This is a genomic window from Hymenobacter sp. M1-2 (assembly GCF_057808495.1).
The window spans coordinates 174,214-189,211 of the sequence record NZ_JBTYZO010000002.1 but is presented as its reverse complement, the minus strand read 5'-3'; the positions used below and the strand labels follow the sequence as shown (position 1 = coordinate 189,211).

7 protein-coding genes are annotated in these 14,998 nt (G+C 54.5%); 2 read left to right on the top strand and 5 right to left on the bottom strand.

Going from position 1 to position 14,998, the window contains the following annotated elements; all coding sequences use genetic code 11:
- Positions 1 to 43 precede the first annotated feature (43 nt).
- Entirely contained in the window at positions 44 to 2,869 is a 2,826-nt protein-coding gene (locus ACYSMN_RS02800) for a TonB-dependent receptor (RefSeq protein WP_488922319.1), read from the bottom strand.
- 148 nt (positions 2,870 to 3,017) lie between these two features.
- On the opposite strand from ACYSMN_RS02800, the gene ACYSMN_RS02795 reads away from it, so the two are divergent.
- On the top strand, positions 3,018 to 3,914 hold the full coding sequence (locus ACYSMN_RS02795) for a YicC/YloC family endoribonuclease (protein ID WP_488922318.1): 897 nt from the start codon (positions 3,018 to 3,020) through the stop codon (positions 3,912 to 3,914).
- Positions 3,915 to 4,239: 325 nt separating this feature from the next.
- The gene (locus ACYSMN_RS02790) at positions 4,240 to 4,785 is read left to right on the top strand and encodes a hypothetical protein (protein WP_488922317.1); all 546 of its coding nucleotides are present in this window, start codon (positions 4,240 to 4,242) and stop codon (positions 4,783 to 4,785) included.
- 387 nt (positions 4,786 to 5,172) lie between these two features.
- Here the strand turns inward: ACYSMN_RS02790 and ACYSMN_RS02785 are convergent, their stop codons facing one another.
- The 4 genes from ACYSMN_RS02785 to sov form a co-directional block, all read right to left on the bottom strand.
- Positions 5,173 to 6,477, bottom strand: coding sequence for a M28 family metallopeptidase (locus tag ACYSMN_RS02785; protein WP_488922316.1), 1,305 nt, complete (start codon positions 6,475 to 6,477; stop codon positions 5,173 to 5,175).
- 64 nt (positions 6,478 to 6,541) lie between these two features.
- Entirely contained in the window at positions 6,542 to 6,958 is a 417-nt protein-coding gene (locus tag ACYSMN_RS02780; protein ID WP_488922315.1) for a VanZ family protein, read from the bottom strand.
- 11 nt (positions 6,959 to 6,969) lie between these two features.
- Positions 6,970 to 7,350: a glycine cleavage system protein GcvH gene (gene gcvH, locus ACYSMN_RS02775; protein WP_488922314.1), complete on the bottom strand. Its 381-nt coding sequence runs from the start codon at positions 7,348 to 7,350 to the stop codon at positions 6,970 to 6,972.
- Positions 7,351 to 7,496: 146 nt separating this feature from the next.
- Positions 7,497 to 14,990, bottom strand: a complete 7,494-nt coding sequence (sov, locus tag ACYSMN_RS02770) for a T9SS outer membrane translocon Sov/SprA (RefSeq protein WP_488922313.1) — start codon at positions 14,988 to 14,990, stop codon at positions 7,497 to 7,499.
- Positions 14,991 to 14,998 lie beyond the last annotated feature (8 nt).

Here is a 14,998-nt window from a genome sequence, read left to right as displayed (position 1 = left end):
ACATAAAATTAGGGTCAGCTGATATAGCAGCTGACCCTAATTGCTAGAACTTGTAAGTCAATCCCACTGTGGAATAAGAACCGCGGCGGAAGCTGCCGAAAGAGGCTGTTTCGTAGCTCTTATTTATTTTGCCGTTGCGGTCCAGATCGTAATACTGGCGCACACGCTGGTTCAGCAAGTCCTGAATCCCTAAGCGCAAGTCGAAGTGCTGACCAATACCTTTCGTCACGGCTAAGTCTACTACGTTACGCGGCAGCTCAATCACTGAATAGTTTTGATTCCGGTCACCAACAAACGTTATGCGCGGGCCAATAACGTTGTATTGTGCTGAAACTTGTAGCCGATGATCGTCATCTTGGTAGAAGAGACCTGTATTAACAACGTATGGAGATTGTCCCTGAAGTGGGCGGTCGGATAAGGCGAAGTTATTATTGGCTGCGGTGTTTGCTAAATTAACTCGGCTACGAATAAATGAAGCATTTAATACCACTGACATCCGCTGCAAAAATTTGCTTTCGGATAAGTCGATAAATGATTTGCGAGCCTCAACTTCCACGCCCACATCATAAGCTTTATCGGCATTCTGATAGGTTAAGTATAAGTCAGTACCTGACACCGATTGCGTGGTTTGCTCAATCGCGTCACGGAAATATTTATAGAATACACCTACCGAAAGTAATTCTGAGCGCGTAGGGTAGAACTCATACCGAAAATCGGCATTGTAGATCGTAGCCGTTTCCAGCGTGTCGTTGCCCCGAATGTAGAAGTCATTGGCAAAATCGTAATATACGTAGTTTGCTACTTCCCGAAACTCCGGACGGTTGACCGTAACGCTACCACCTAAGCGTAACAAGCTGCGATCATTGAAATTATAGGTTGCGTTGAATGAAGGCATTGGGATAGTACGCTTTTCCTCATAGTTTGCCCCGTTGCCTGGTGTAAGCGCTTTGCGGTTGTACTCCACACGCAAACCACCAGATACGCTGAACTTGTCCGAAATAGGTGCCACCCCACTCAGGTAACCAGCCACCAAAGTGTTTTCGGCTGAATAACGATCTTCGGGGGCAGTGCCTTCTTGCAAACGGAAGCCATTCGGTCCAAGATTCTGCGCGTCGAATATCTCCTCTATAGGCAATTGCAGCAGATTACGGTCGAATACACCATTATCACCTCGTACATAAGAGAAGTAACGGCTGTTATAATCGCGCTTTTTGTTCTCGGCATAGAAACCTAACCGAAGCTTGTATTGATTGACACGCGTAGTATCACGGCCCGTGAAGCGCTGCTCCCATTGGCCGCTGCCCATATAAGTATTTTCCTTCAAGTCGGAATAGTACCGTGAAGCATCATATTGAGTTCCGTTGTTGGTTACTACCACCCGGAAGGGTTCAGTCGAAGCTTCCTCGCGAATAGAGCGGAAGCGACGGTAATCTGGCTCGTCCCGGAATACATAGTTGTATCCGCCTGCCCAAGTCAGCGTAGAGTTACGATTTGGACCAATATCATGGTTGCCCTGTAACTGCCCCGAATATATTGTCCGGCTTTGGTAGTGTAGCGCGTAATTATTGACCTCTACCCCTTCGCCCGGTCCACCCTGCTCGTACGATATACCCGTACGGCGTACTACTTCATCCGTACCGTACTGATTCAGGAAATTACGGAACTCGATGCGGTTATTATCATTCAAGCGTACCTGCCAGTTATGGATAACACCCAGTCGGGCTCCGGTTACTGCGCGTAAATCATTGTATAGTCGTTGCGGAAGTGCAACCTGGGTCTGCGGATCAAAAAACTGGTAGCGGTTACGTTCGACAGTATACTGCTCTCTGGTGTTTGAATAAGACACCGAGGTGACGTTACTTAAGTAAGTGCTGCCTATCTCGAAGCGGTTGTTAAGGCCAAGCGACAAGCGTAAATCTGGTCGAGCCGTTACTAAGCGCGGCGTCCATTCATTACGCAGGCTCTGGCCTATTTGCTGCAATGGCTCACCTGACAATGTTCTTTCAATGAAAGATGGTGCGTTACCGGGCAGGTTGCGCTGGCCATTGTCGTATCCCAGCCAATCGGTTTTGCTATGATTACTTTCTTGGTAACCTTCTTTGAAAGTGGTGTTGCTTCGAGCCCACCCCGACACAGTTAAAGCCCCGGATTTTTCCAGAACGCTATTCTTGGTATACACCTTCACTACGCCGCCGCCAAACTCACCAGGTAGTTCTGGCGCGCCCGATTTGAAGATGAGCACCCGGTCGATAACCGAGCTAGGCAGAATATCGAACGAGAAGGAACGGGTATCCACTTCTGCCGATGGGGTGAGCGCGTCGTTGAGCAATACTGTATTGTAACGCTCAGCGAGGCCACGAATAACGATAAAGTTGTTGTTCTGAATCGTTACGCCCGGAATTCGCTTTACCACTTCGGCAGCATCACGGTCCAGGGTTTTTACTATCTGGTCGTTACTCATGCCGCTCACCACAACCTCGCTTTTCTTGAGGTCCTGGATCATGGCTACTTCGGTGCCGGTTTGCTTCTGGCCGGTCACGGTTACTTCTTTCAGGGCCGTGGCATTTTCTTCCATCGAGCCGTTGAGCGTCGTTTTCTCGTTGGCTCGTATTACTACCCCCGGGAATGTCAGCGGCTTGTAGCCGATGTACGTCATCGTGATATTGTAGGTGCCGGGATCGAGTTTCAACTCGTAGTTTCCCTCCACATCTACCGGCGCAGCTTGCGTAGTCCCGGTCACCAAGACGGTAGCGCCGATGACGCCTTCCCCAGTTTTCTTATCGGTGACTTTGCCAACCAGTGACCCTTGCTGAGCAAAGGCCAGTGTGCTGATTAACAGACTGAAAAGCAGTAAAAAAGAACGATGCATACAGGTAGTTTTCGTTTGCGCTACAAAACTACCAGGGGCTTATTACGCCAAGATTGCGGCCATGTTATGCTTATGTTACGACCAAGCTAAGCTCCTCACTTTCTGAAAGAAACTATTACTTTTGCGGCCGTTTTACCCCCTCCTGCCCATGCTCCAATCTATGACTGGCTATGGTGTTGCTCACCGCGACACTGAGCGTTACTCGGCCACTGTTGAGGTTAAGTCGCTCAATTCCAAAAGCCTCGACCTTACTTTGCGCTTGCCACGTTTTCTACAGGAGCGGGAGCTAGAAATTCGTAATCTGGTAGCCAAAAATCTAGTGCGTGGCAAAGTGAACCTGAATTTCGACTTCACCCGCGCCCGTGCTACTGCGAGCCAAGGTGCCGTTGTCAACCAGGCAGTGCTGGCAACGGCCTACCAAGAATTATTGGAGCTAAGCGTTCGAATTGGAGCACCACTGTGGCAACTGACGGCCATTGCCAAGGCATTACCCGGCGCGCTTAGGCTACCAGCTGAAATGCCAGTCGCGGCCGAAGAAGAAGACGAAATAACTTGGGATGAGCTATTGCCACTTGTGCAAGAAGCGTTAGATAGAACCAATGAGTTTCGGCGTAGTGAGGGCCAGACGCTCACCACCGAAATTTTGGGCTACCTCGATAGCATCCGGATCCAGTTGGCCGAAGTGGAACGCCATGATCCTACTCGCGTTGAGCAAGTGCGCGAACGACTACGTGCCCACCTTGCCGACTTAGCGACCAGTGAGCAGTTCAATTCCGTTCGCTTCGAGCAGGAACTCATCTATTATATAGAGAGGCTCGACATCGCCGAGGAAAAGGTACGGTTGGTCAGCCATTTACACTACTTCACCGAGACGGTATACTTGCCAGAGCCAACTGGCAAGAAATTAGCCTTTATTTCGCAGGAAATAGGCCGCGAAATCAATACAATTGGTTCTAAGGCAAATGATTCCGTGGTACAGCACTTAGTTGTTGGGATGAAGGAAGAGCTTGAAAAAATAAAGGAGCAGATCAACAACATTTTGTAAGCACTATGGTATACTCCATAAGAAATAATTGAATTATTAGCCTACATTTTACCATAGATTTTTAGCGATGAACTGTTGACTTTTACCACCTGCACTCGGAATAATTTCTCGTCCGCCTCTTCACTCACCCCAAACCCTCACAAACCCAAACACCTGCTTTTCAAGCTCTTTCAGCAAATCAGTTTGAACTGTTGAAAATTATTTTTGCATGAACAGCTTGTGAATCTGGGAATCCTGCGTAAATTGTGTTATCCGAACAGACTGCCCTTCGTGCAGTCGGCGGAAAAACTGAAAAAACCTTTCACCTTTTTTCAGCCCCAAGATTATGAAAAAAGCAGTACTCCTCTCGTTTTCCTTGTGCCTGACGCTACTGCTGACGGCCTTTCGTCCCTTTGCTGAAGTTGAGCTTATCAAGAAGCGCGTGTTGAGCGAGCGTGTTGAAATCCTGATTCCCAAGGGTTTTGAAGTGATGAGCGAGCAGCAGATGGACTTCAATTACGCGCAGGCCCAGAGCCGCCCCAGCGTGATTTACACCAACAGCAAAGAAGCCAGCCTCGCTTTCACTTACACCGACAACACGGCTGATCAGGACATGATTGACCTGTACGCCAACAACTTTTACAAGACTTACTCCAAGCAGTTCAAGGAAGCCAAGTGGTTTTCGAATGGTGTAAAGGAAGTAAGTGGTCGTAAGGTTGGTTTTCTGGAGTTGATGAAGCCAGAGCTAGGCCACGAAGTGTATCAGCTGATTTTCTTCACCGATGTAGAAGGCAAACTGCTGATGTGCACCTTCACCTGCGCCGACCGTCAGAAGCCTGAGTGGGAAGCTGTAGCTAAGCAAATCATGGGTTCGTTCAAGACCAACGAATAGGCGGAGACGCTTCTCTTACCGCACACCAGTAAGCCTGAAACTGCTAGCCCCGCGCTAATAGTTTCGGGCTTAGTGTTTTTCAGCCTTATCACTCATAGCAGTTCTTGGGTTGGTGTGCTGCGTGGGTTGTAGCGCGAAGCTCTGGCTTCGCGCATCGTTGCTGACTGCCGCGTCAAAGCAACGATTATCGTTCAACCTCCGCAACGATGCGCGAAGCTGGAGCTTCGCGCTACAACCCCTTATAGCCACCTCAAACTCGCTCTAATGGCTTACTTAGAGCAATTTCCGATTCAGTAAATGGCGTGGACTTCCAGTCCGCAAGTCAACTAGCCTCTGCAACTCGCGGACTGAAAGTCCACGCTACTGTACAGCGACTTCGAAAGTGCTTTAAGGAGTAGCAGCGGCACCTAGCCCGTCCAAAAAGCTTTGGATGAGGGTGAAAACACCGGCAAATGCCGTGAGTGGTAGCGTATCGGCGCGGTCCTGTACGTCGTGGTAGGCGGTGATGCCGCCACGCGTGTAAAGAAAGAAGGCGGGCACTCCTCGCTCCGAAAAAGGAAAATGGTCGGAGTTGGCGGCGCGGCCCCGGGCCGCGAGGCTTGGCAAGCTGCGGTGCATCTCGTTGAGGCGCTGTAGTACCTGAAACTGCATCGGAAACTCGCGGGCGTTTACGACAGTGGCGCCTTCGGAGCCGGTGCCCAGCAGGTCCAGGTTCATCAGGAAGCGAATACGGCTGAGTGGCACCAGCGGATGGGCCACGAAGTAGCTTGAACCAACCAAGCTGGCCTCCTCAGCACCAAACGCAACAAAGACGACGGAATAGGCTGGCCGATGTTGCGGTTGAGTATAGTGGGCTGCTAGCTCCAGTAGCATGGCCGTACCACTGGCATTATCGTTGGCACCGGGAAAATAGGTGTGGTGCCCCATAGTACCCAGGTGGTCGTAGTGCGCGGTTACGAGCAGGAAAGAATCGGGCTGAAGCCGGCCGGGCACGTAGCCAATAATGTTCTGAGTGCGGTATTGCCGCTTTAGCTCCGCGTCAACTCGCAGGGTTACTACCGTCGGGGGGGTGGCGCCAGGAGTGGCAGGCACGTATTGGTTCCAGGCAGTTTCCAGCACTTCCAGGCGTACTTGCTTGGCCTGGGTTGGTGCCAACGAAGCGGTGAGCTTAGCAACCAGCGTCAGCCGAAAAGGGGCTGAATCGAGGTGCTGCCGGAGTGCTGTAGGCAAGGTAGGCAGCCGCTCTTGCTCGGTAGCTTTCAACACTAAGCCCCCATGCCCCCACTGGTGATGCAGGAGCTGCCGCTGAGCCGCCGGATCAGTGAAGGCCAGCGTGTCGAAGCGTAGCACGGGAACGGCCGAAGCACCGCTGGATGTAGTAGGGCCTGAGTCGGGCGTGGTAATGAAGTCCTTTCCCGGCCGGAGGGTATGTCGTTTGCCGTGGCTCAGTTGAAGCTGTAAGGCGCCGGGAAACGTATTGACATCCAGGGTGAACTCCTGGGTATACCTCGGAGCTAGGGGCTGTAGGCCTAATTCCTGAAAGCGGCGGCGCAGGTAGGCAGCCGCTTTCTTGTCGCCATCCTGAACGTAGCCCCGGCCGTGCATGGCAGGCGCGGTAAGGTCTTGGATAGTGCGCCGAACGCGCGGCATATCCTGGGCGGCAGCGGGAGCTGGCATTAGTAGGAAAGCCACTCCAGCCCAAAAGCAATACCAGAAGTAGTTTTTGGTACCGACCATAACCTGCTTTCCGCTTACTTTACTCCCACCAGCGCCGCGTGCCGTACGCCAGTAGCAAGCCAACCAAGGTACCGAGCGCGTCGCTGATACCATCAGACCACTCGCCGTGCCGGCCCAGGTGCATCACGGTTTGCAGCCATTCTATCAACAAGCCGAAGCTGATGCAACCAATGAGCAGTGTCACGTAAGCGTGACGCCGCAGCCACGGTTGATATACCTGCCGACGAGCAGAAAACACGGCCAATATTGCTAGTACTACGAAGACGAAAGCATGAGCTGCCGTATCGAACGAAATCAACTCCCAGGGCGGCAGCTCTGGCATGTCTTCGCTCGGTGTCAGGGTGAGCACCAACACCAGCGCCGCCCACGCCAGCGGCAGCCCTACGAGGGGCCGGCCCCGGGGCGTAGGCGGCGCGGTTTCTATCGTTCCTGTCAAGGAAAAAGGGTTTAGGCGCCTACCAACTCGCCGTAGTTCTCCGCTGACAGCAGAGCATCTAACTCAGCAGGATTGGCTATCGACATCTTTACCATCCAGCCGTCGCCGTAAGGATCAGAATTTACGGTTTCGGGGCTGCCGTCGAGGTGACTGTTTATCTCCAGCACGGTGCCGGTAATGGGGCTAAACAGATCGGAAACTGTCTTTACGGCTTCTACCGTACCGAACACGTCGTTCTGGGCAACTTCCTTATCGAGCGTGTCAATGTCCACGTAGACGATGTCGCCGAGTTCTTTCTGGGCGTGGTCGGTGATGCCGATGTAGGCAACGTCACCTTCGACGCGAATCCATTCGTGCTCTTTCGTGTACTTGAGGTTAGCGGGCAGATTCATAGGAATGCGGGGGTTGGGAAGAGGAAGATGAGCCGGGCGTGGGCGCGGCAGCCCAAAAGTAAACGTTTCTGGGTGGAGGTAGCGAATTTCTCCTCATTGTCATTGAACAATCGGAGATTCGCTACTTCCACCCAGAAACGTTGAGTTTACTGCCCTAAGCTATAGCGCAGCTGCAAACCGCCTTCCGTGGTCGAGTTTTTGAACGAGTTCTGCACGCGCGGGTCCGTAACAGTGCGCGAGAAGAAGAATTGCAGGTTCAGGCGCTGGTTCAGCACGTAGTCGATAGTGGGCCGGAGCTGCATCTGGCGCGTGCCATTAGTAGTTAAACCGCGGGCCGTCCCGACAAAAGAATCAGCTCCGGTAGCGTTGTTGGGATCTACTACATCCTCGATGGTCCGCTGAATAGTGGTATTGTCGCGGATGCTCAGGTCGAGGCGGGCGGTTAGCTCGTTGCGCAGCACTTTCTGCTCGCCGCCCACGCGGAAGGGCAGCTTGAAGCGGTTGGTAGCGTAACCGAAGCCTATCACCAGCTCCTGAGTGTGTAGCTCTGTTACTTGTGCGTTGGTGGTATTTAGGGCCACAGCCCGCTCGGTGCGTAGCTCCACGCGGCCCGTAATTTTCTCCAAGGTTTGGAAGTTCACGCCAATCAGCGGCGACAGGCGTTCCGCGATGCTTACCTGCCCGATAACGTAGTACGGAATGTATTGTCCAGACTCGTTGGTGATGGTGCTCAACTCTGCTGGCTCCTCTCCATACAAAGTGGAAGTGGAATAACCTGCAACATTATACACGGAAGAGTAAGCGTGCGTGAGCGAAATAGAGCGGAAGTAGCGCTTGACGAAAGGAACTTCTGCCAACCCATTGTAATCGATACGCCAGTTGGGAATTGGAATTAAGCTAAGCGGATTGATTTTGCTCTTCTTGGCTTCGTACCCATCTGACGATTTACCACGGTAAGCATCTAAGAAAGCTGGAATTAGCACTTCTTGGGAGTTGTAGCCATAAAATCCTCCCGCATCTGAATTCGCTGCCTGCAAGCGTTCCTGTACAATTCCCCTATTTTTCACAAATTGTTCGAACGCCTTCGACGTTTCCCCACGGTTCGAACGGTCACCGAACAGGGTCTGAATGGTGATGATGGAAGTGCTGAATGACCCGGAGCCCAACAATGGGCTCAGAGCCAGACTATCGGGATTATTGGGATAGGGCAGTAAAGTTGCTTCATCTACCTGGCGACGCTTGAAAACTTCCCGATTACGCACTTCCTGGCGGCGAGCTTCCAGCTGAATATTGAAGTCGCGGAAAGGCTCCAAAGCTGTGCGTAGCGTTAAGTTTTCAGTGAACAGTGAGCTAAGCGGCGTGTTGAGGTACTGGCTTTGATCAGTGTACCAACCACGCGAAGCGGCCCGATCGTACAGTTCGTTGAGTCCGTACTGCTTGCCCAGCAGGAAGGGTACGCCGGGCGCATCCCAGCTGCTGTTGAGGCCGAAGAACCTAGTGCCCGGCAAGTAGCCTGGCAACAGCGTGCCATTGGAACGGGTGTAAGTGAAGTTAAGCGAGCGGGCCGTCATCAGAGAACGAAGTACTGCTTTCAGGAAGCGTAGTTCCGGGCCTTTGGCGGTGTCAGCGGCAGCTTTATCGGGGGCATTCTTGTCGGTATTTTCAACGCGGTCCAGCGCGCGTCCCAACGGGCTAGGACCAGCGGCTTTGGAGGCTTGGCCGGGTGGCGGAGCATTGTTGATGATGTTGAGGAAGCGCACCTTGTTATAGAGCTTCACCAGATCAATCTTGCCATTGGCCGTCAACTCACCATTGTTCTCGATGGTGTTGCCCAGGTTCAGCCGTGTCGTAGCCGTATCAGCAGGATCAGCAGGCTTCAAAGGTGCCCGCAGCGCCGTGGACGCGGCTTGCCAGGTGTAGTTGGCGGCGTAGCGCGTATCAGCCGAGAGCCAGTCCGTGAGCGGGAACTTGTCGAGGGGCAGACGGTAGGTTAGGGCAACCGTTTGGTTGAAGTTGGTGGTACGCCCGCCACGGCGGAACAGGTTTTCGCGCAACTGCGCGCGGTTCCTGCGGGCTTCATCAGAGTCGCCAATAGTACGGCCTTGGCCTTCGTCAACCGAAGCGCGGTTGTTAGCCGTGTAATCCAAGGTTAGGACTTTTGTTAAGGCCCATTGTAGATCGTAGATACGGTTGAAGAAGAACGACTTCTGGAAAACGCCGGGAATATCTTCGGCGCTAGGCAGGGTGCCTGGCTGCAGCACCCGCTGTAAGAACCGCTCGTTGTAGCGGCGGTCAATGTCGGCCCGGAAAGAGAAGCGGGAAGGCAGCGGGGTGAAGTTTATTTCCTGGAAAATCTTGAGATAGGGGTTGTCTAGTCCCTTCACTTTGGCCAGCGGCGTGTAGTTTTTAGGCGTGGCTTGGTAGATGTAGGCCAGTGCCCCGGTGTAGGTGCGCGTGTAGTCGCGGTCGGTGCGGATGTCGGTGTGGGTGCGCTCCGTGATGGAATAGCTCACGGCAAAGTTCTCGACGTCGTAGGGCTTCGGCTTCTTCTCGGTATTGGTGCGCTCCTTCCGCACGTTCAGCACCGAGATGCTGCGGCTGGTGGTCTGGTCGATGACTTCCTTGCGGTAGTCAGCTTTCTGTCCTTCGTCCGCGAACTTGCGCAACGACTGCTCCAGCTTTGTATCGGGGTCGAGCGGGTCGTATTCGGGCGAGCGGGTTTCGCGGCCCGCCTGCACCAGCACCGGCACGCGCAGACCCAGCTTTTCGGGGAAGAACTTGTCGGCCGATATCGTGGCGTTGACGTCGCCGCGGGTAACCTCTTCGAGGGAGCGTTGCTGAAGCTTGTCTTGCAGCCCGCCGAAACCCACCGACGTGTAGCTGCCCGTGGCCGTGATATTGGCCAGGTCGGCGAGCTTGGTGTTGAAGCGGGCGGTAGCAGCCCAGCCATTTTCCTTGTCGAAATCAAATACCCGGAACTCATCGGCCCACAAACAGAACGATTTGGTGGCGCGGTCATCAGAGGGGTTGAAAACGCCGATCATGGCACCTTGCACGGCGCTCAGGTCCGGGTTGCCGTACACCGTAATGCTGCTGCCGTCGGGGAAGGTTTTGGTATAACCGCCGTTTATCGGAATGTTCGCCAAGTTACGCTCGGCTTTCACATCAATGAACTGCTGCAACGACAGCTGAATCTGGTTTTGAGCCGGCCAGATTTCCCCTTCCGTAGTGGCCGTTTTGGGCGTGATGACCAGCGGCAGGCGGTACTCGTAGTAGTTCTGGTTGTAGTCGGTGCCGAGGCGGATAAAAGCTTGCACCTGGCCGTCACGCAGATTTTCGTCCTCGCTTTCGGCGTGCAGGAACAGGCGCAGCTGCTTGTAGCGAAGCAGACTCAGGTTGATGTTTTTATAAGCAGCCTGTCCAAAACCATCCTCTAATTGGTCCACGCACAGGCGCAGGCTTTGCTCGTTCTGCTCCCGGTTAACGGTGCTGGAGCCGTATTCCTTGTCGCGCTTGATGTTGGGCGGCAGCACGTACGGAATAGCGCCTTTGCCCCCAGCCACCGCCGGTCCGTTTTCTTCGAGGCTAACGGTGCTGATGGTGAAGGAGCGTGCAACATCGCCACATCTGACACACGGCCGGTTTGGCTCCGAAATCGGAGTCAGGTAGCGGCGCCACTGGTTGGCAACGAATTGCGGTTGTGCGAGGCGCAGTACCACCGGTTCTTCCCAGCCAGTAAGGTACATGCGCAGGAAGCGAATAGACTTGAAGCCGAACGGCTGGTTGTCAGGGCTGCGGACGTTGTTGTAGCTCCGAATCGGAATACGGAACTGGTACCACGACACTTGCTCGCCCTTGATACTATTCGTGATTTTGTCGATGATGAAGTTGCTGCCAACAACCAATTCACCGGGGTTGGGGGACAAGTTGAGTTCGTACTCGTAGTAGCGTTCCGTTTCGCTGATAACGTTGTCGCGGTTGAGGTCCTCCTTGTCGGGGAAAGCAGTGGAAGAAAGCTGGCTGTTCTCCCGTGAGTTGTTCTCCAGACCGTTGTACTGCTTGTAGCGGCCGAGTATCCCAATGTTTTCCTGATCGTAGAACGGGTCGAGGTGGTGGCGGAAGTTGTCGCCGGAGGGGTCGTCATAGGCGACGTTAAAGAAAGCCGCTTCTTCAGTATCGTTCAGGCCGTCGAGGCCCACGTCTTGCCGGGCTCTCCCACCGGGCGCGTTGCTAAAAGCATCGGTGAGGAACTGCTGGCGTGCAACGCGGCCCCAGGCAGTAACACGAGTGGCTCTGGTTGTGTCGTCCACTGGTAAACCGTTTTCAAACTCGTACTGGTTGTTGTCACGCAGCACATCTTCGCTCACGTTGCCCAAGTTGATGACGAGGCGGCCACCTTTCGTGTTGTTGGTCTCCGGGTTTACTCCATCTCTTATTTTACCCCTTTCACCCTGGATGAACGGGTCCATCATCCAGAACTCCAGGTATTCAACGTTGGCGTTGTCGAAGTCGGTGTCGAAGCTGATTTCACGCGAAATAGCGCCGAAGTTCTGCACCGCCTCAGCTGGTGTAAACCGACCATTACTGGCAGCAGCAACTGGGTTGTAATTATACGGGCCGCGCTCCGTGGGATAGTACGCAAGATCGAGCGTGTACTCGAAGCCGTTGCCAGAAGCCCCCACGTCGCGGTTGGGAAATATCTCTGTCCGCTCGATGCCGCGCGTATAATGGTTTTCTAGGTCGGCGACGCCAATATTGCTGGGTCGGTTGGGACCATCCGTATAGTAGGTTTGGTCGACGGTGTACCACGCTAATTTAGCCCGGCGATAGGCGGAGGTGACGTCGTTGTTGGCGTACTCAGGAAACACGCTTGGGGTGGAGCCCAGGCGCCAAGCAACTGCTGAGTTGGTGCCACCTAAAGTATAAGGCGTGCGGGCGTTTTCGAAGTCGTCGAGGTAAGAAACGCCATTCTCGCCGTTGCCCAGTTTCGACTTACCAGGTAGTAGCTGCGCAAATTCCCCACTGAAAGCCACGGAAGAAGGCTCCTTAGTCGAAATCAAGGGCAGCATGTCCAGGTACTTAGTGAGGGCCCGGGAGTCGCGGCGCATGTTCACGTCGAAACCGTAGAGGGTATTGTTGCCGGGCTCGTCGCCGATATTGACGCGGTTGATGCCGGGCGCCTGGTTTTCGCGCAGGTGAAGCACGGTAGCTCCGAAATTCACGTCTTGGTTGAGCCGGTAGTCGAAGCGGGCCCCGAGCAGCTTGCGGGGCTGCACCTGCACCAAGGCATTTTTCTCGAACTCAATTCGCAGCTCATTGGCCGAGTTGAGGTAGGCCGGGTTCAGGATTTTCACCTTGGCCTGGTCGTAGAACACTTGGTAGTCGCGGCCTTCTTCGAGCAGCACGGAGCCGGCCCGTACCCGTACGGAACCCTGCGCAATGCCAAGGCCAGGCAACGTAATCTCGTCGGTAGCAGTGGCCTGGAAACGTCCGCGCAGGAAGAACTTGTCTTTCTCGGTGCGCTGCTGCGCATCGCTCTGCACCTGGCGGTATAGTTCCTGGTAGACATATTTGGCCGCCCGCACTCGCTCAGCCGCTGGGTCGGAGCCTGGGGTTACGCCCGTGGTGTCGAACTGGGCCCGCAAGTAGCTGCCAAAAGGCTCAACTTCCGGGAAAATCACCTTACCCAATTCCGGGTCGATGGTGATGCCAGGCAAGAAGTCGAAGTTGCCGTCGGCGTTTCGGTCGTTGTTGGGGTTTACGTTGTCGAGGTTGAATACCTCAATCAGTGGGCGGTTCTCAATCTTGATACCTTCTTTCAGCGAAATCAAGTCTACCCCCGTCTCGTCGTCTTTGTAGATGATTTGTAACTGAAAATTGTCCCGGTTGAGCTGCGAGGCATTCAGCGGGTAAATGTTCTTCATCATCAGGTCCCAGGTCGGCAAGTTCCGGGTTTGCAGATTCGGATTATTGGGATTCTGCGCGGGGTCGGCTATGCCTACGCCGGGGTTGGTGGCCCGGAGCATTTTCAGGAAAATCACCTCTTCCTGGCCCCGCGTACCGTAGTCGTTGGTTATCTCGCCTACTTTGTAGGTCTTGCCATTGTAGAGATACTCGTAGCTCACGCCGAGCACCTGCTCGGGCAGCAATTGCGTGTTGAGCGAAAGGTAGCCCAGCTGGGCATTGTAAGTATACTCGCGCGTGTCGAGCTTGCGAGCCCGCACGTGCTCGAAATCCACGTTCTTAGCGAGTGGCTGGCCGGCCACGTTGCCACCGCTCAAATAATCGTCAACTGTTCGCTCGCCACGGGCAGTAGGATTGTTGGTCAGCAGCAGACTTAGTTGGTTGCCGGCGTTGTTAGCGGGAGTATTTGTTAATGCACCAGGGTTTACCAACAACCTTTGCCGATACACCCGGTTGGGCTCAGCCAAGTCCATGAGGGTTACTACATTGCGCAGATTGTCGCTCTGGCGGTTGTCGTTGGTAATGTACACCTCCAGGTTCCGAATTTCGATGCCGCTCTGCACGGTGGGCAGGTTGCGCAGCGCTTGGTCGTACCGGTCGCGGAAGAACTGACTCAAGAAGAAGTGCCGGTCACGCTCGTACTGGCTGGCTTTGAGTTCGAAGGGCCGGCTTTGGCCACCGTTCTGCACGCGTACTTCGTCGGCTTGGCCGCGTAGCGTACTGGCTACCGCCGTCACGCTCATGCGCCCGAATTGCAGCTGCGTCTTCACCCCAAACAGGTTTTGTCCGCCTGTGATGAGCGAGTTGTTGAGCGGTAGGCTCACGTTGCCTAGCTCCACCTTCCGGATAATATCGGTGTCGAAGCCCGTGTAATCGAGCTTCATATTGTTCTCGAAATCGAAGGCCGCTTTGGTGTCGTAGTTGAAGTTGAGTTTCAGCTTCTCCCCTATCTGCCCGGTCAGGTTCAGGTTCAGGTTTTGCTCGTACTGAAAGTCGCCGATGCGCTGCTGGCGGAGGGTGAGCGTGGGGTTTTGGTTGCGGTTGAAGCGCGCGCCCATGCGCAGCGTCACGGAACCAGCCGGCCGGATGTCCACGTACGAGCCGCCGAAAATGCGGTCGGCAATGGGGCCGAGGTAGATTTTGGGAATGAGGCGGCGCGTCACGGCCGTAGCGGAATCGCCAACTACCCCGCCGGCCGAACGATTTCGAAAGTAGTCTCGTACAGCCTTTTGTTGTTGCCAGCGGGAGTACTCCTCGAACGAGACGCGGCTAGGGTCCCGGAAATCCAGTTCTCCTACCCGCTCTTCCACGTCGAAGTACTGCAAGCTGTCGTCGGGCGTCACGGATTGCTGCACGTTGCCGGGCAAATCCAGAATGAGCGGCGAGCGGCGGCGCTGGGGCGAAAACGGCGTACCCGCCCGGTCTTCGGGGTCTACCTTGGGACGGCGGCTGGAGCGGTAGCGGCTGGTGTCGGGCAGCACCACGCGGGGCGTGTCGGGCGCGGGCATGAGCCAGGGCTGAACGGCGATACGCTGCCCGGCGAGTGGTAGCCAGGCCCAGAGTTGCTGCAAGTCGAAGGCGGAAGTCCCGGCCGGTTCGGCCTGTGACCACCACGCGGCGAGCAACGACGCGACAACAACAACGGAGACGGTGAGGTACTTCTTACCGGAGTTCAAGTGCTACA